The organism is Vreelandella lionensis (assembly GCF_002087295.1).
Lineage (GTDB): Bacteria > Pseudomonadota > Gammaproteobacteria > Pseudomonadales > Halomonadaceae > Vreelandella > Vreelandella lionensis.
In genome coordinates this window covers 1-18,231 of record NZ_MWVI01000012.1, presented here as the reverse complement: position 1 = coordinate 18,231, position 18,231 = coordinate 1, and the positions used below count along the sequence as shown (strand labels likewise).

8 protein-coding genes and 8 pseudogenes are annotated in these 18,231 nt (G+C 58.4%); 7 read left to right on the top strand and 9 right to left on the bottom strand.

Annotated elements, in window-relative coordinates; translation table 11 throughout:
• Nucleotides 1–17 precede the first annotated feature (17 nt).
• From bamA to rpsB, 9 genes and pseudogenes are all read right to left on the bottom strand, one after another.
• The gene (gene bamA, locus B4967_RS01330; RefSeq protein ID WP_422821831.1) at nt 18–2,369 is read right to left on the bottom strand and encodes an outer membrane protein assembly factor BamA; all 2,352 of its coding nucleotides are present in this window, start codon (nt 2,367–2,369) and stop codon (nt 18–20) included.
• A 100-nt stretch (nt 2,370–2,469) separates the two neighbouring features.
• Nucleotides 2,470–3,829, bottom strand: a pseudogene (rseP, locus tag B4967_RS01325) (RIP metalloprotease RseP).
• A gap of 43 nt (nt 3,830–3,872) precedes the next feature.
• Nucleotides 3,873–5,068: pseudogene (gene ispC / locus B4967_RS01320) on the bottom strand (1-deoxy-D-xylulose-5-phosphate reductoisomerase).
• Nucleotides 5,065–5,886 (bottom strand): phosphatidate cytidylyltransferase, encoded by an 822-nt coding sequence (locus B4967_RS01315; RefSeq protein WP_083023133.1) that lies wholly within the window; start codon nt 5,884–5,886, stop codon nt 5,065–5,067. The pseudogene ispC and the gene B4967_RS01315 overlap by 4 nt, the downstream one beginning before the upstream one ends.
• Nucleotides 5,879–6,663, bottom strand: a pseudogene (uppS, locus tag B4967_RS01310) (polyprenyl diphosphate synthase). Before uppS ends, B4967_RS01315 begins: the two are co-directional and overlap by 8 nt.
• Before the next feature lie 106 nt (nt 6,664–6,769).
• A complete protein-coding gene (frr, locus tag B4967_RS01305) occupies nt 6,770–7,327 on the bottom strand; it encodes a ribosome recycling factor (protein ID WP_083023130.1) in 558 nt (185 codons plus the stop codon).
• Between the two features lie 4 nt (nt 7,328–7,331).
• A pseudogene (gene pyrH, locus B4967_RS01300) lies at nt 7,332–8,101 on the bottom strand (UMP kinase).
• A 122-nt stretch (nt 8,102–8,223) separates the two neighbouring features.
• Entirely contained in the window at nt 8,224–9,093 is an 870-nt protein-coding gene (gene tsf / locus B4967_RS01295; RefSeq protein WP_083023129.1) for a translation elongation factor Ts, read from the bottom strand.
• A gap of 213 nt (nt 9,094–9,306) precedes the next feature.
• Nucleotides 9,307–10,056 (bottom strand): 30S ribosomal protein S2, encoded by a 750-nt coding sequence (gene rpsB / locus B4967_RS01290; protein WP_083023127.1) that lies wholly within the window; start codon nt 10,054–10,056, stop codon nt 9,307–9,309.
• 322 nt (nt 10,057–10,378) lie between these two features.
• Here rpsB and map point away from each other — a divergent pair, with 322 nt between their 5' ends.
• From map to B4967_RS01255, 7 genes and pseudogenes are all read left to right on the top strand, one after another.
• Nucleotides 10,379–11,170, top strand: coding sequence for a type I methionyl aminopeptidase (gene map, locus B4967_RS01285; protein WP_083023126.1), 792 nt, complete (start codon nt 10,379–10,381; stop codon nt 11,168–11,170).
• Nucleotides 11,170–13,842, top strand: a pseudogene (locus B4967_RS01280) ([protein-PII] uridylyltransferase). Before map ends, B4967_RS01280 begins: the two are co-directional and overlap by 1 nt.
• Before the next feature lie 122 nt (nt 13,843–13,964).
• A pseudogene (gene dapC / locus B4967_RS01275) lies at nt 13,965–15,163 on the top strand (succinyldiaminopimelate transaminase).
• Between the two features lie 36 nt (nt 15,164–15,199).
• A pseudogene (locus tag B4967_RS01270) lies at nt 15,200–15,545 on the top strand (Spx/MgsR family RNA polymerase-binding regulatory protein).
• A gap of 57 nt (nt 15,546–15,602) precedes the next feature.
• A pseudogene (gene dapD, locus B4967_RS01265) lies at nt 15,603–16,667 on the top strand (2,3,4,5-tetrahydropyridine-2,6-dicarboxylate N-succinyltransferase).
• Complete coding sequence (gene dapE, locus B4967_RS01260) at nt 16,615–17,787, top strand: succinyl-diaminopimelate desuccinylase (protein WP_083023123.1); 1,173 nt, start codon at nt 16,615–16,617, stop codon at nt 17,785–17,787. The pseudogene dapD and the gene dapE overlap by 53 nt, the downstream one beginning before the upstream one ends.
• The gene (locus tag B4967_RS01255) at nt 17,784–18,173 is read left to right on the top strand and encodes a hypothetical protein (RefSeq protein WP_083023121.1); all 390 of its coding nucleotides are present in this window, start codon (nt 17,784–17,786) and stop codon (nt 18,171–18,173) included. Before dapE ends, B4967_RS01255 begins: the two co-directional genes overlap by 4 nt.
• Nucleotides 18,174–18,231 lie beyond the last annotated feature (58 nt).

The following is an 18,231-nucleotide window of genomic DNA, read 5'->3' as shown; positions in this document are numbered from 1 at the left end:
TTGTGATACTCCTTAAATTAGAACGTTTGACCCAGCGAGAACTGGAAGAACTGCGTATCGTCACCACTTTCGTCGTTCAGCGGCTCAGCCACGCTGAAGGTCAGCGGGCCAACTGGCGTCAGCCAAGAGAGACCGACACCGACACTGTAGCGCAAGTCACCAAAGTCAACGCCTGAGCTGCACTGCTGACGATCCGCGTCTGCTTCCAGCACGTCGTAGCACGAGCTTAAGAAGGTATTACCCGCATCTAGGAACAGCGAGGGCTGAACCGAGCGCTGGTTTTCCACAAACGGCATGGGGAAGAGCACTTCCGCAGAACCTTCTACCAGAACGTTACCGCCCATCGTCCGGTCACGACCACCCTCGCGGGCAGGAGTGGTTCGCTCGCCCAAAGTGTTAGAGGTAAAGCCACGCACCGAGCCTAAACCACCCGCGTAGAAGTTCTCATAGAACGGATAAGGGTCGTTACTGCCTAGGGTGTCGGCGTAGCCTAAGTTACCGCTAAACTTCAGCGCCCAGGTTTCATCATCGTTAATTGGGAATAGCTGCTGAGCACGGGCCTGAAGCTTGTAGTACTCCGCATCGCTGCCCGGCACGCCGGTTTCAAGCGATACGCGCTGGTAGTTACCGGCGGTGGGCATAATGCCACGGTTCAGGTTGTTGCGCGTCCAGCTAGCGGATAGCTTGAGACTCTGCGCATTCTCACCTTGGTCTTCTACATAGCGGCGAATCTCAGAGGCGGTGTCAAAGTAGGTTTTCACCGTCACATCTTCAACGCTGGCACCAAAATTCAGGCGAGACAGCTCGCTGATGGGGTAGCCTAAGTTGATACCTGCACCGTAAGCATCGGTAGAGAAGGTCGAGATATCCGAGTCGGCATAGTCGGTTTCCCGGTAAAACAGGTTATATCCGCGGGAAATACCATCTAGCGTCCAGTAAGGGTCGGTAAAGGCAAAGTTGACACTGGTAAAGGTGTCACTGCGCTGGGCACCAACGTTGACCCGATTACCAGTACCCAGGAAGTTATTCTGGGCTAGACCTACCCCATAAATCACCCCGGCACTTTGAGAGAAACCGACGCTGGCTGAGACCGAGCCAGAGGGCTGCTCCTCAACGGTATAGGTCACATCCAGCATATCCGGCTCACCCGGAACCGGCTGGGTATCGACTTCCACCTGGCTGAAGAAGCCTAACCGCTCCAAACGCTGACGCGACTGGGTAATAGACTCGGTGGAGGCGGGCCCGCCCTCTAGCTGAATCATTTCCCGACGCAGTACTTCATCCTGTGTCGTGGTATTGCCGTAGAACTCGATGCGGCGAACATAGGCCCGCTGGCCGGGGTTAACGGCAATGACCAAATCGACGGTTTCACCGTCATCGGCCATTTCAGGGACACCCTGCACATCGGCAAAGGCAAAGCCCTCGGCGCCTAAACGCTGGCGCAATGCTTCGGTGGAGGCGTTCACCTCTCCGCGAGAGAAAATATCACCACTGTTGATTTCCAGCAGATTACGAGCTTCGTTCTCGCTGATTTGAAGGTCGCCAGCGAAACGAATATCGCCCACGCGATACTGGTTGCCTTCATCAATATTCAGGGTGATAAAGATTTCTGACTTTTCAGGGCCGATAGAGACTTGCGTGGAAGTAACATCAAAGTTGACGTAGCCACGGTCAAGATAGAACGAGCGTAGGCGTTCGATATCACCAGAGAGCGCTTCTCGGGAGTACTCATCTTTCGAGAACCAGCCGAAGATACGGCCAGGGCGGTCGTTTAGCTCGAACACTTCACGCAGGGTTTCATCGTCGAAATCCTGGTTACCGACGATATTGATCTGGCGGATCTTGGCGACTTCACCTTCATTGATATCGATGTTGACCTGGACCCGGCCCTCATCAATCTCTTCCACCTCAACATTAATGCCAGCGCTGTAGCGACCCTGAGCCTGATACACGCCCTCAAGCTCGCGCTCAATCTCGTCAAGGGTAGAGAGGTGCAGTACCTGACCTTCCGACAGGCCCGACTCACGCAGGCCGTTGCGCAGGTCTTCGTCCGAAATCTGGTCGTTGCCTTCGATGTTCAAGCGCGCGATGGTTGGCCGCTCGACCACTTGGATCACCAACACGTCGCCTTCCCGGGCCAGCGAGACATCTTCAAACAGTCCGGTAGCGAACAGATCGCGGGCGGCAGCGGCTAGCTGCTGCTCGTCCACGCGGTCATTAGCGCTGACGGGAAACGCATTAAAGACCGAGGCGGCGGAAACCCGCTGCAGTCCTTCCACACGAATGTCTGAAACATCAAAGGATTGTGCTTGGGCGCCGCTGGCGCCTACCAGCAAGAGTGCCGCCATTCCAAGGGGCTTGATTTTCATGCAGTCAGTTCGCTCGCGTTGGTCTGCCCGTCGGTTAAGACAGGCACCATATACATTTGTGCAGGCAGATGACAAGGCATCCTGCGCGCTACACGCGTTATTACCACAGGCGCATCAAATCGAAATAGAGCGCCATCAGCATCAGGGTGCCAACCATGGCAAGTCCGATGCGCAGCCCTAGCGCTTGTGTCTGCTCAGATACCGGCCGCCCACGTACGACCTCGCCAAAATAGCAAAGCAAATGACCGCCGTCGAGCACGGGAATGGGCAGCAAATTCAGCACACCTAAACTAATCGAAAGATACGCTAAAAAACCAACAAAGGCTTCTACCCCGGCACGCGCAGAGTCTCCGGAAATTTGCGCAATCGTGATCGGCCCCGATAGATTAGAGGGAGAAATTAACCCCACTAACATTTTGCGAATGGCGTCGACCGTCAGCAGCACCATTTCACCAGTGCGCGACAGCGCTTGTCCAACCGCTTCAATCGGCCCGTAACGAATTTCCCGTTGCAGCGTTTCAGGCAAGCTAAATGGCTCCGCGCCAGCTCCAATGTACCCAACCTCGGCACCACTCTCCAGCGTATTACGTCTTGGCGTGAGCGAAAGCGTTCCTGCTTCGCCATTACGCTGATAACCAACGCTCAGTGTCTCGCCTGCGCTATCGCGGATCACCGCGACAAACTGCATCCAGTCATTAATGGGCTCACCGTTAAGGGCCGACGATGCGATCCCCTGCTTGAAGCCCGGCTTCAGCGGCGGCTTGCCCATCCACTACTTGGCCAAGCACGGCGGGCACATCGGGTCGCCAGGGCCAGAAGCCAAGGCTCTGCAGCGGCTGTGGCGGATCCTGGCGAACCATGTAGGTGTTAAGCGGCAGTTGATAGCTGCGGGTGGCACTAGCGCCTTCCGGCACTACCTCAATGGTTAAATCACCGCTGAAGCCAATCATGGAGACCAGTTTTAAATTGATCTCTTCCCAGGAGCGCATCGCATCGCCCTGAATCGCGGTAATTTCACTCCCCTGCTCCAACCCTGCCTCTGCGGCTGGGGAGTTAGGCGTAATATCACCAACTACTGGCGCTACGGTGGTTGTACCCGCCACAAACAGCGCCCAGTAGGCCACAATAGCCAGCAGGAAATTAGCGATGGGGCCCGCGGCCACAATAGCAATACGTTGCCAAACGGTTTTACGATTAAACGCTTGGTCTAGCTGCTCTTCCGGTACCGGCGCTTCGCGCTCGTCGAGCATTTTGACGTAGCCGCCCAGCGGAATGGCCGCCACAGCGAACTCGGTGCCATGGCGATCAATCGTTGACCAGAGCGGCTTGCCAAACCCTACGGAGAAGCGCAACACCTTGACGCCGCAGCGGCGTGCAACCCAAAAGTGACCAAACTCGTGAAAGGTCACCAGCAGCCCCAGCACCACGATGACGGCTAAGATATTCTGTATCAGGCCCACTTTTTGCTCCTTTGCACGACACGCTGCTCAACAATAGCTGAGGCTAAGCGGTTAACTGGCGTATGGTGTGCGCGGCTTGCTCTCGAGCCCAGCGGTCCGCAGCAAGCACGCGTTCAAGTGAACCCGCCTGACCGGGATACGGCAGGGCCATCACCTTCGCACAACGTCCGGAATCGCACCAAACGCGATGTTCTCCGCTAAAAATGCCTCAACAGCAACTTCATTAGCAGCGTTAAACACCGCCGGAGCGGCCCCTCCTGCCTGCATCGCCTCTCGGGCTAGTCGCAGGCAGGGAAAGCGGGGTTCATCCGGGGCTTCAAAATCGAGCCGCGCAACTTGGAACAGATCTAGCGTTTCTACGCCGGCATCAATGCGCTCTGGCCAAGCAAGCCCATAGGCAATCGGTGTGCGCATATCGGGATTACCCAACTGAGCAATCACGGAACCGTCGTCATAGGCTGCCATAGAGTGGATCACGCTTTGCGGGTGAACAACGACCTGAATCTGCTCGGGGGTGGCATCAAACAGCCAGCACGCTTCGATTAATTCGAGTCCTTTATTCATCAGCGTGGCGCTATCTACGGAGATTTTACGTCCCATGGACCAGTTAGGATGAGCGCAGGCCTGCTCTGGTGTTACGTTAGCAATATCGGCAGCCGACCAGCCGCGAAACGGCCCGCCCGATGCGGTTAGAAGCAGCTGACGCACGCCGTGTTTGGCTAATCCGCCGCGATGCTCGCTGGGTAGACACTGGTAGATGGCATTATGTTCAGAATCGATCGGCAACAGCGCCGCCCCGGAGCGTGCAACGGCATCCATAAACAGCGACCCGCTCATCACCAGGGCCTCCTTATTGGCCAATAGCACGCGCTTACCGGCTTCGGCTGCCGCCAGCGACGGCAACAGGCCTGCCGCCCCGACGATCGCCGCCATCACGGTGTCGACCTCAGGGGCTTGGGCGACCTCGCACAGCGCGTCCTGCCCCGCCAGCGCCACGGTGTTGGAGCCTGCTTGGAGGAGCCCTTGCTGCAACCACTGGGCATCGGCGTCGTCATCCAACACGGCAACCCGGGGAGAGTGCGCTTTACACTGGTCAAGCAGCGCCTCTTTTGAGGTATGCGCCGTTAGGGCATAGACGCGGTAACGCTCCGGATGGCGCGCGATGACATCCAAGGTGCTTTTACCGATGGAGCCGGTGGCACCGAGCACAGTGACCAACTGAACCGAGACGTGACTCATAGCGCGCTCACCTGAAGTGACAGTACCTGCAGATACAACAGCGCAAAGATGGGGATGGCTGCGGTGAGACTATCGATACGGTCCAGCACACCACCATGACCCGGCAGCAGCTGGCTGGAGTCTTTAATATTACGGTAGCGTTTCAACATACTTTCAAACAGGTCGCCAAGCACTGAAGTAAGCGTCACCACTGCGGTAATCACGATCAGCGCCACGCCCCCCATCACTCCAAGGGGCTGCCAAAGGGCAAACAGCAGGGCTAGCAGCATCGTGGCAGCAAGCCCCCCATACACGCCCTCCCAGGACTTGCCTGGACTCACCCGCGGGGCTAATTTTCGCTTACCCCAGCGGCGACCAGCAAAGTAGGCGCCAATGTCTGCCGTCCATACCAGCAGCATCACAAACAGCAGCCACACCACCCCGCTATCACGCAGCACGTTAAAACCCACCCAGCACGGCAGCAGCACCCAAACGCCCATGAGTAGACGGCGTGAAGTGGCTTGCCACTGCTGACTGCTTTCCGGGTAGTGCGTCACCCAGTAAAGGTTCAGCAACCAGCCAGCGGCGGCCAGCCACAACGGCCAAACTGCAAAGGCAGCGCCGCTTAGCCACAGCAGGGCCATGAGCACCGCCATACCGGCCACCAGCGCCAGGCGCGTGCGCGAGACGATAACGCCCGCCAAGTTGGTCCATTCCCAGGTACCTAACAGCACGATCAGCGCTGTAAACAGCGCAAAGGCACCTCCCTGTAATCCAAACAGACCAATTAGCGTGACAGGAGCTAACCAGGCTGCGGTGATCATCCGCTGTTTAAGCACCTTGCGCCTCTATTTGTTCGTCGGTCATGCCAAAACGGCGACGTCGTAAGCAGAAATCATCGAGCGCTTGTCGAAGGCCGCCCCATCAAAATCTGGCCATAACAAGGGCGAAAAGTGCAGCTCGGCATAGGCCAGCTGCCATAACATAAAGTTCGAGAGCCGCTGCTCGCCGCTGGTACGGATACACAGATCCACCGGCGGTACTTGGTCGGTGTTCATGGCCGCATCCAAGCGCGCTTCGTCGATGGCCTCGGGCGCCAGCTCTCCGGCAGCCACCTGCTCGGCGAGCTGGCGGGCGGCGCGGGCGATGTCCCACTGGCCGCCGTAGTTCGCGGCAATCACCAGATGCATGCCCGTGTTCTCGGCGGTCAGCGCTTCGGCGCGCTGAATAAGCTTTTGAATCGCGTGGGAAAAGCCACGCTGTTCGCCAATAATCGACAGACGGATATTGCGCTCATTAAGTTTTTTGACTTCGCGTTTAAGCGCCATCAAAAACAGCTCCATCAGCGCATTCACCTCAGCGGCAGGACGTTTCCAGTTTTCGCTGGAGAACGCAAACAGGCTTAGCGTTTGAACGCCTCGCTCAGCTGCACGCTCAATCACCGCTCTCACGGCTTCGACACCGGCGCGGTGGCCGCGCACACCCGAAAGCCCACGTGCCCGCGCCCAGCGGTTGTTACCATCCATAATGATAGCAACATGAGACGGCAGTGCTTCCTCGGATCGAGAAAGCGTCGTGCCGCCCGGCTGCTCTTGGGGAAGCTGCGGAGACGTCATGGGTTCTCGCACCAAAGATCAGTCATAAGTAAGCCAAGCGATGGCCCACGGGCAGCTGAGCTACCCGTGGCTAAGTGAACGCAGGCAGTGATGTTAACAACAATCACTAAACCTGCATGAGATCCTGTTCTTTTGCGGCAAGTGGCTTATCGCACTCAGAGATATACTTGTCGGTCAGCTTCTGGATTTCGTCTTCGCCCTGGCGCTGATCGTCCTCGGTAATTTCTTTATCCTTAAGCAAGGATTTGAAATCACCGTTAGCATCACGACGAACGTGACGCACAGACACGCGCGCGTTTTCTGCTTCACTACGTGCCTGCTTAATGTAACCCTTGCGTGTCTCTTCGGTCAGCATCGGCATTGGCACACGAATCACGTTGCCTGCGCTTGAGGGGTTGAGGCCCAAGTCAGAGGTCATGATCGCTTTTTCGATCTTGGCCACCATGGACTGCTCCCAAGGAGCCACCGCCAGGGTACGGGCATCTTCAACGTTGACAGAAGCCACTTGGTTCAGCGGCACTTGGCCACCGTAATACTCAACGGTCACTGCATCCAGGATGCTGGGGTGAGCACGACCCGTGCGGATCTTGTTGAAGTTGCTGTGCAGCGCCTCAACGCTCTTCTTCATGCGAGACTCTGCATCTTTCTTGATGTCGTTGATCACGTTGTTACCCTCTGTCTATCAGCGTGCCTTCCTTGCCTCCAACCACGAGGTTAAGCAGGGCACCAGGCTTGTTCATATCAAATACCCGCACCGGCATATTATGGTCACGTACCAGGCAGATTGCGGTCAAATCCATTACGCCCAGCTTCTGATCCAGAGCGTCGTCATAGGAGAGCTGGTCGTATTTCACGGCGTCAGGGTGCTTCACCGGGTCCTTATTGTACACGCCGTCCACCTTGGTGGCCTTGATGACATCGTCTACATCCACTTCAATGCCGCGCAAACAAGCAGCAGAGTCGGTGGTAAAGAAAGGGTTACCGGTGCCAGCAGAGAACAGCACCACGTCGCCAGACGTTAAATAACGGATGGCAGTGCGGCGGTCATAGTGCTCCACCACACCGCTCCTGGGAATCGCTGACATCACCCGCGAGCGAATATTAGAGCGCTCCAGGGCATCACGCATGGCGAGGGCATTCATCACCGTTGCCAGCATTCCCATGTGGTCACCCTGACCCGATCCATTCCGGCTTCGTTCAACGCCGCACCACGGAACAGGTTACCACCACCAATCACAATACCGACCTGTACGCCAATACCGACCAGCTGGCCGATCTCGAGCGCCATACGATCCAGCACTTTCGGATCAATACCAAAATCGTGCTCACCCATCAGCGCTTCGCCCGATAGCTTCAGCAAAATACGCTTGTATTTTGACTTTGACTTGTCGATTTTGGGGGCAGCAGTGGGGGTAGACTCTTGAACATCACGTGACATGGCAGCTCTCCTGAGGCAGACCTGGGCACAGGTGGGCGAGGTGGCACCTGTATTTCACAGGGGCCGGATACACGAAGGCGTGCGCTCGCGCGCACGCCATCTTCTTACTGGAACCTCTGACCTTAGCGACGGCCAGCCTGTTCCATGACTTCTTTAGCGAAGTCGACTTCTTCTTTCTCGATGCCTTCGCCCACTTCAAAGCGAGTGAAGCTAACCACTTCACCACCAGCTGCTTTGACGAACTCAGCAACGGACTGGTTCGGGTCTTTAACAAACGGCTGCTCGGTCAGGCTGTTCTCGGCCAGGTACTTCTTCAGGCGGCCTTGAACCTTCTTCTCAGCGATTTGCTCAGGCTTACCGGCCATGTCCGGCTGAGCCAGGATGATTGCCTTCTCTTTGTCCAGCTGCTCTTGCGGCATCTCTTCAGGATGCGCAACCGCCGGGTTGATCGCCGCTACGTGCATCGCAACATCTTTGGCTGCTTCGCTGGTGCCGCCTTTCAGAACGGTCAGAACGCCAATGCGGCCACCGTGAACGTATTCGCCCACCAGACCACCTTCAACGGCATTCACGACAACGGCACGACGCACGCCGATGTTTTCGCCGATTTTCTGAACCAGCTGCTCCCGAGGGGACTCAAGGTCACCCGCCATCACCGCTGCAACGTCTTCGTTTTTCGCCGCAAAGAACGCATCAGCGATCTTGTTGGAGAAGTCGATGAAGTTGTCGTCACGGGCAACGAAATCGGTTTCAGAGTTGATTTCGACCATTACGCCGTAGCTGCCATCTTCTGCTACACGAGTAACAACCGCACCTTCTGCAGCGGTACGACCCGCTTTTTTCGCGGCTTTAAGACCAGAGCTTTTACGCAGGTTTTCGATCGCGACTTCGATGTCACCGTCGGCTTCGGTGAGTGCTTTTTTACACTCCATCATGCCAAGACCGGTACGTTCGCGCAGTTCCTTAACCTGAGAGGCGCTGATAGCTGCCATGAGATTTCACCTTGAAATGGTTCTAACTGAGAGTTAAACGCGCTACAGAGTATAAGCACGATAGATGACCGTTGCGTATCACTGTGCAGAGCGCTTGCCGGCATTAATCCGGCATGATCGGCCCGCCTGAGCGAACTCAAAGCGGGAAAAAGGGGGCATAAGGCCCCCTCTTAACACAGGGCGGCTCAACCTGCCCGCCGCACCACTGCAGCCTTACTCGGCAGCTGCGTTAGTGTCGGCGGAAGCGGCTTCTTCAGTCACTTCGCCGAACTCGTCCGGACGACCTTCTTTCGCGCGACCACACGCGTCGGCAATCGCCTTCACGTAGATCTGGATAGCGCGGATGGAGTCATCGTTACCCGGGATCACGTAATCAACGCCATCTGGGTTAGAGTTGGTATCTACCACGCCAATACCCGGGATCCCCAGCTTGTTGGCTTCGTTAATCGCGATGCGCTCGTGGTCAACGTCAATCACGAACAGTGCGTCCGGCAGGCCGCCCATGTTCTTGATACCGCCGATAGAACGCTCAAGCTTCTCTTGCTCACGCGTTGCCATCAAGACTTCTTTCTTGGTCAGCTTCTCGAAGGTACCGTCTTCGCGCATCACTTCCAGATCACGCAGACGTTTGATGGACTGACGAATGGTCTTGAAGTTGGTCAGCATGCCGCCCAACCAGCGATGGTTGACGAACGGCTGGCCAACGCGATTCGCTTCTTCTTTGATGATCTTGCTAGCGCTGCGCTTGGTGCCAACAAACAGAATTTTGTTGTTGGATGCCGCCATCTTCTCGACCACGTCGATCGCTTCGTTCAGCGCCGGCAGGGTGTGCTCGAGGTTGATGATGTGAATCTTGTTGCGCGCGCCGAAGATGAATTTACCCATCTTCGGATTCCAGTACTTGGTTTGGTGACCGAAGTGAGCACCTGCTTTCAGCAGGTCACGCATATTAACGTGAGACATGGTAAAACTCCTGAAACTCGGGTTAGGCCTCCACGCACCCCATGGATCCGACCAGTAGCGTCGTTGAACGTCGCTAAAGGCACCCGGGACCATGTGCCGGTGCATGTGTGTTTTCAAGGCTTGCTGTTGTGCAACCCAGCGGTGCTGCGTTGCGATCTCGTTGCCCTTTCGCGTAGCGCCAGCCAGTATAGAAGCATTGGATGGCGATTGCAGGAAAGCGCGCGGCTTTATACCATAGATCATTGCCAAGATGAAGTCGCGGCCGCGTTTCGGCATTTTCATTTGCGACCCATCACTTACCCAGAAGCCACATCGAGAATTCATGAACGTTCCTATTAAGACGCCTTCTGAAATCGAGAAAATGCGCGAAGCCGGTCGCCAGGCAGCCAGCGTTATCGAAATGATCACTCCCCACGTTAAAGCGGGCATTAGCACTGGCGAGATCGTCCCTCTGTGCCACGAGTACATTGTTAACGAGCTGGGCTCGACGCCGGCACCGCTGAACTACCACGGCTTTCCCAAAGCAACCTGTACCTCCATCAACCACGTGGTGTGCCACGGCATCCCCGATGACGCCAAAAAGCTCAAAAACGGCGACATCATGAACCTGGACATCACCGTGCGCACACCGGATGGCTACCACGGCGACTCCAGCGTGATGTTCGTGGTGGGCGACACCATTCAGGGCGAACGGCTGTGCCGCATCACCCAAGAGTGCCTGTATAAAAGCATTGAGCTGGTGAAACCCGGCGTGCGTCTTTCTGAGCTTGCCCGTGTGATTCAGCAGCACGCCGAAGCCCATGGTTACTCGGTGGTACGTGATTTCTGCGGCCACGGCATTGGCGCGGACTTTCACGAAGACCCGCAGTTCCTGCACTACGACGGCTATGCACCGGATGCTGACATCCGCCTAGGAGCGGGCATGTGCTTCACCATCGAGCCGATGATTAACGTGGGCGGCTACAAAACCAAAGTGCTGCGCGACGGCTGGACCGCCGTCACCAAAGACCGCAGCCTGTCGGCCCAGTGGGAACACACCCTGCTAGTGACCGACACCGGCGTTGACGTGCTCACTGCACGCAGCGACGAAGACTTTAGCTTTCTGAACGCCTGATGCTCCTTCACCACTACCGGTTCGAGCCGGACACGTCGCTTTATGATCTAGACCTGTTTCGCACTGAGCTTGCCGGGTCGCGCTCTCCTATCGCCCCGTTTAAAGCCGCGCTGCGGGAAATCCAGGCACGCCTGGATGAACGCTTTCGCGCAGGCAGCGATATTCGCGATCTGGTACGCGGCAGGGCTTGGTATCTTGTCCAGCTTCTCGCCATTGCCTGGGCGCAGCATGCTTGGCCCGATGACGGCGTTGCGCTGGTGGCCGTGGGCGGCTACGGGCGTGGTGAACTGCATCCCCATTCGGATATTGATCTGCTCTTGCTGCTTGAGCACGACGACGATACCCCCTACCGGGAGCCGCTGAGCGCTTTTATCACCTTCCTCTGGGATATCGGTCTGGAGATTGGCCACAGCGTTCGCTCGCTCAACGACTGCGAGCGGGAAGCCGAAGCAGACGTCACGGTGATTACCAACCTGCTGGAGTCGCGCCTCATTGCCGGGCCGGAAAGTCTGCGTGAGAAGATGCGCGAGCGCCTGAGCACCCCGAACCTGTGGCCCGCCGACCGCTTTTTTGAAGCCAAGTGGCAAGAGCAAATTGCTCGCCACGACCGCTACAACAACTCCGAGTACCACCTGGAGCCCAACTTAAAAAGCTCTCCCGGTAGCCTGCGGGATATCCAGATGATTGGCTGGGTGGCTAAGCGTCATTTCGGCACCGAGCAGTACACCGACATCGTCGCCAACGGCTTTATGAATGACGCGGAGCTGCGCATTCTCAGCCAGGGCCAGGCGTTTCTTTGGCAGGTGCGCTACGCCCTGCCTATGCTCACAGGCCGAGCCGAAGACCGCCTGCTGTTTGATCACCAGCGCACCATTGCCGAGATGTTTGGCTTTAGGGATACCCCCGAGCGGCTCGCGGTCGAGCAGTTCATGAAACGCTACTACCGCCACGTGACGGCCCTCGCCGGGCTCAACGATATGCTGCTACAGCACTTCGACGAAGCGATTTTGCGCGGCAAGGAGTCGTTGGAAACCGTTAAGCTGAACGAACGCTTTGAAACCAAGGGCGGCTACATCCAGGTGCGCTCCCGCAACCTGTTCCGCGAGCGCCCGGCGGCCATGCTAGAACTCTTCCTGCTAATGGCCAAGCACCCGGAGATCGAAGGCGTGCGCGCCGATACCATGCGGCTGATTCGCGACCACCGCCACCAGATTGACGACCACTACCGGGAAGCCCCGCGCCCCCAACGGCTGTTCATGGCCCTTATGCGGGCACCGGGCAACGTCCCCCGTCAGCTGCGTCGCATGAACCGCTACGGCATTCTTGGCAAGTACCTACCGGAGTTTGGCCGTGCCGTAGGACTGATGCAGCACGACCTGTTCCATATCTATACGGTGGATGCCCACACCCTGCGCCTGCTGAAGTTTCTTCACGGCTTCCGCAAGCCAGATGCCAAACGCGACTTCCCCGTCGCGGCCACGCTGATCCATCAACTGCCCAAGCTTGATTTACTCTGGGTAGCCGGACTGTTTCACGACATCGGCAAAGGGCGCGGCGGCGACCACTCAGAACCCGGCGCGCGGGACGTCGAGCAGTTCTGCCATCGCCACCATATTTCCCAGCACGACACCAACTTGGTGAGCTGGCTGGTGGAGCATCACCTGCTGATGTCGATGACCGCCCAAAAGCGAGATATCAGCGACCCGGATGTGATCCGCGACTTCGCACTGATCGTGCGCGACGAGACCCGCCTGGACTACCTTTACGTGCTCACCGTTGCCGATATCAACGCCCCAATCCCACACTGTGGAACGGCTGGCGGGCGTCGCTGCTTCGTCAGCTTCACGCGGAAACCAAACGCGCCCTGCGCCGTGGGCTGAAAAATCCACCGGACCGGGACGACTGGGTGCGCGAAACCCGCACCGAAGCACGCTCGCTGCTGCAAACAGTCGGAGTCGATAGTGGCCAAATAGACCAGCTCTGGGAGTCGCTGGGGGAAGATAACTTCCTGCAGTACGCACCCAGCGAAATTGTCTGGCAGACTCAAGGCATTCTGGCGCACCAGCCGTCACCGCTGCCGTTGGTGCTGATCAGTGCTCCCACCGCCGACATGGCCGAAGGCGGCACCAAAGTGTTCATCCACACCCGCTCGGTGGATGACCTGTTCGCCGCCACTGCTGCCGCCATGGAGCAGCTCGGACTCTCGATCCACGATGCCCGCATCGCCATCGCACAACGACTGGACGCTCAACACCTTTATCGTGTTGGATAGCCACGGCCAGCCGATTCGTGACCCGGAGCGCATCGAAGAGATGCGCAGCCATTTGGTAGAAGAGCTGGATGACCCGGACGACTACCCCGAGATTGTCACTCGGCACACGCCGCGCCAGCTCAAGCACTTCAAAGTGCCGACCGAAGTGGTGATCGAGCAGGATCCGGCCAATGAACGCACCCTACTGGAACTGACCGCCCCCGGCCGCCCCGGTCTGCTGGCTCGGGTAGGGCGCATTTTCATGGAGCAGGATATCTCGCTCTCAGCCGCTAAAATTGCCACGCTAGGCGAACGGGTAGAGGACGTTTTCTTCATCACTACCAAAGCAGGCGAGCCGCTCACCGACCCAGAACGCCAGCAGCAGCTTCGTGAACGGCTGATAGAAGTGCTAGGCGTCTAAACCATAAAGTCGCCCTGCCCTGGTGGTTAGGTTTGAGCCTGCACCAGGGCTTGCCTATAATCGGCGGTTCGATAAATGGTTTTGCCTACCGCTCCCGCCCTTAAGCTCTCAACGGACGCACCATGAACCCTGATCTCAATTCCCTACATCCCTATCCGTTTGAAAAGCTGGCCGCTCTCAAAGCGAGCCTAACGCCACCGGCGGGACTGACGCACATTCCGCTCACCATTGGCGAACCCCAACATGCCCCCTATCAAGGCGCGCTGGACGCTCTCATTGTCCACCAGCTAGAAATGGCCCGCTACCCGGCCACCAACGGCCTTCCCACCCTACGCGACGCGATTGCGACCTGGGCCACCCAACGCTTCCAACGGGCGGGGTTGGATACCGAGCGCCCAGTACTGCCGGTGAACGGCACTCGCGAAGCCATCTTCGCTTTTGTACAGGCCGCGTTGGACCGCACCCGCCCCGCAAAAGTGGCCGTACCCAACCCCTTCTACCAGATTTACGAAGGCGCCACTCTGCTGGCAGGCGGCGAGCCACTCTACCTGTGGACTGCACCGCCGAGAACGGCTTTCGCCCCGATTTTGCAGCGGTCAGCGCCGACACTTGGCGCGACGTGCAGATCGTGTTTATCTGCTCGCCGGGCAACCCGACCGGTGCCGTCACGCCGCTGGCCGAGTTCAAACAGCTGATTGCTCTGGCCGATGAGCACGACTTCATCATCGCCTCCGACGAGTGTTACTCCGAACTCTACCTGGATGAAAACGCACCGCCGCCTGGACTTTTACAGGCCTGCGTCGAGCTTGGCCGCGATGACTACCGCCGCTGCGTGGTCTTCCACTCGCTCTCCAAGCGCTCCAACCTGCCGGGCCTACGCTCTGGCTTCGTGGCAGGCGATGCAGACCTACTCGCCCCGTTTAAGCGCTACCGCACCTATCACGGCTGTGCCATGTCGCTGCCGCTACAGCATGCCTCCATTGCCGCTTGGCAAGACGAAACCCACGTGCGCACCAACCGCGATGCCTACCGCGAAAAATTCAGCGCGGTGACGGATGTGCTGGCCCCGGTGATGGATTTTCCCACTCCGGAAGCGAGCTTCTACCTCTGGCCTGCGGTGCCGGGTGGCGACGATATCGCCTTTACCCAGCGGCTATTCAGCGAACAGCACGTAAGCGTGCTTCCTGGGAGCTTGATGGGCCGCCCAGGACAAAACGGCCATAACCCGGGCGCAGGTCGGCTACGCTTAGCGTTAGTGGCGGAGCTTGAGCCGACCTTAGAAGCGGCAAAGCGCCTTCGCCAACTGATCGAGCGCGGCTAACGCGCCGCGCCGCTTAAGACGACGACGGGAGGCTCTATGCTGACGCTCTACATCATTCATAACCTGCGACACCTGCCGCAAAGCGCGCCAAGCGCTGGACGACAAAGCGCTGATGTATAAAACCCACGACCTGCGTAAAGATGGCGCCTTTGCGGCGCTGCTTGAGCACATCTTGAATCGCGTACCGTTGGTTGAGGTGATCAACAAACGCAGCAAAACGTGGCGCGATCTTTCTGACGAAGAGAAAGATTACGATGGCAACTCGGCGCGACAGCTGCTGCTCACCTACCCAACGCTACTGAAACGGCCGCTACTGGAGCTCGACGACGGCTCCATTCAGATCGGCTACCGCGATGGCGACTATGACAAGCTAAGCGGCTAACCCTGAATCACTTTCTCTCACCCACTTTCTCTCACTAACCTCTAAGGAATACGCGTTATGCTGAGCTTCGCGCTTGGAATCGGCACCCAAAACACCCAGGGCGACTGGCTGGAAATCTACTACCCGGCCCCGCTGCTCAATCCGGATGCGAGCCTGGTCGCCGCCGCCAAAGAAGCGCTGGATGCACCGGCAGGCAATGCCCCGGTGAGCTTCCTGCCGGAAGATTGCACCCGCCTGGCCAAAGCGCTGGAAGCGGCAGGCCACTCCGAGCAGGCCGCCCTGGCCGAGTCGCTGGCCACTAGCAAGCGCCCGCTGGTGGCGATGTTCCTGGAGAGCGACCAGCCGCCGCAAACCGCCCCTGAGGTATACCTGAAGCTACACCTGCTGTCGCATCGCTGAGTGAAGCCCCACGGCCTGGACCTGACCGGCATGTTCGGCCTGCTGCGTAACATCGCCTGGACCAACGCAGGCGCAATCGATATCGAAGAGCTGCCCACGCGCCGCCTGAAGGCGCGCCTGGCTGGCCGTACGCTGTCCGTCGACTGCGTGGACAAATTCCCCAAAATGACCGATTACGTGGTGCCCACCGGCATCCGCATCGGCGACACCGCTCGTGTGCGCTTGGGCGCTTACCTGGGTGAAGGCACCACGGTCATGCATGAAGGGTTTGTTAACTTCAACGCAGGCACCGAAGGCCCCGGCATGATCGAAGGGCGCATTTCCGCAGGCGTTATGGTCGGCAAAGGCTCTGATCTGGGCGGCGGCTGCTCCACCATGGGCACGCTCTCTGGCGGCGGTAACATCATCATTAAAGTGGGCGAAGGCTGCCTAATTGGTGCCAATGCCGGTATCGGCATTCCGCTGGGCGACCGTTGCACCGTGGAAGCCGGCCTCTACATCACCGCAGGCTCCAAAGTGACGCTGCTGGATGACCAGGGCCAGGAAGTGAACACCGTTGCCGCCCGCGAGCTGGCGGGCCAAGACGACCTGCTGCTGCGCCGCAACTTACAAACTCGACGCATCGAGTGCCTGACCAATAAAAGCGCCATTGCGCTGAACGAGGCGCTGCATGCCCATAACGGAGCCTGCCTCACTGTCGCCTACGCTGAAGCTGGCCTTTGAGCTGCTTGGCCGGGCGTCGGTGACCCCCGACGATGAAGGCTGCCAGGACCTGATGATCGAGCGCTTAACGGCGCTCGGTTTCCATATCGAGCAGCTACCGTTTGGCGATGTGAAGAATTTTTGGGCGGTTCGTGGTCACCACGGCCCGGTGCTGGCGTTTGCGGGGCACACCGACGTGGTGCCCAGCGGGCCACACACTAACTGGGAATTTCCGCCTTTCGAGCCCTGCATCGACGACCAAGGCATGCTCTGCGGGCGCGGCGCGGCGGACATGAAAGGCAGCCTGGCAGCGATGCTGACGGCAGTGGAGCGCTTTGTCGTCCGCTATCCTGATCATGACGGCCGCATTGCGTTTTTGATTACCTCCGATGAGGAAGGCCCGGCCATCGACGGCACCCGTGCGGTGGTCGAACATCTTCGCGAGCGCAATGACCGCCTGGATTACTGCATCGTTGGCGAGCCCTCCTCTACCACTCGCCTAGGCGATGTGATCAAAAACGGTCGTCGTGGCTCTTTGGGCGGTGTGCTGCATGTGAAAGGCGTGCAGGGCCATGTGGCCTATCCTCACCTAGCGCGCAACCCCATCCACCAAGCCATGCCGGCGCTGGATGCGCTCGCCAACGAGCACTGGGATGCGGGCAACGACTTCTTCCCTGCAACCAGTTTTCAGATATCTAATCTGCGTGCCGGTAAAGGGGCGACTAACGTCATTCCTGGCGACGTGGAGGTGGGGTTCAACTTCCGCTACTCCACCGAAGTCACCCATGACGAATTAAAGTCGCGCACCGAGGCAATTCTGGATCAGCATGGCCTTGAGTATCACATCGACTGGACGCTGAACGGCGAACCGTTCCTGACGGCCGAAGGTGAGCTAGTAGAGGCGGCGATTCGTGGCGTAGAAGCCGTGACTGGCGAACGCCCAGCGCTTTCTACCAGCGGCGGCACCTCGGATGGCCGTTTCATTGCCACACTGGGTGCACAGGTGGTCGAGCTGGGCCCGTTAAACGACACCATTCACAAGGTGCACGAGCGCGGGCGCGCTAGCGATTTGGATGCGCTGAGCCGCATCTACGAAGCAACCCTTCAAGCGCTACTGACCACCGACGATGTAAGCGTATGATGGAGCGGTTTCCGGATATCGAAGTGTATCTGGCGCGGGTCACGCTGGATGACATTAACGCCTGGCTGGCTGACGTGCTGAGTGCACCGCCCCTTAGCCCAGCAGGAAAAGGCAAGTGGAAAACCCGTGGCCAGTATCAGGGCGATAGCGTCCCGGTGCTGCTGGTGGATAACGCCGCGGATGGTTTGGCCAGCCTCTGGTTCGATAGCGGTCACACCCCGTGGCACACCGACCAGGAGTGCGCCCAGCACGCCGCTGAAGCGCTGCAGGTGGAAGTCCGCTGTTCGCTGGGGGGCTGGCACCCTGGCGACGACCCAGACCGCTTTTGGCAGGTGCTGCCCGGCGGCCAGGAAAAACCTATCGACTGGCCGGACTCAGGCCGTTAAGCGCAAAAACCCCCGCAAGCGCGGGGGTTTCAGACTGCTGACGAACCCACCTGTTTTG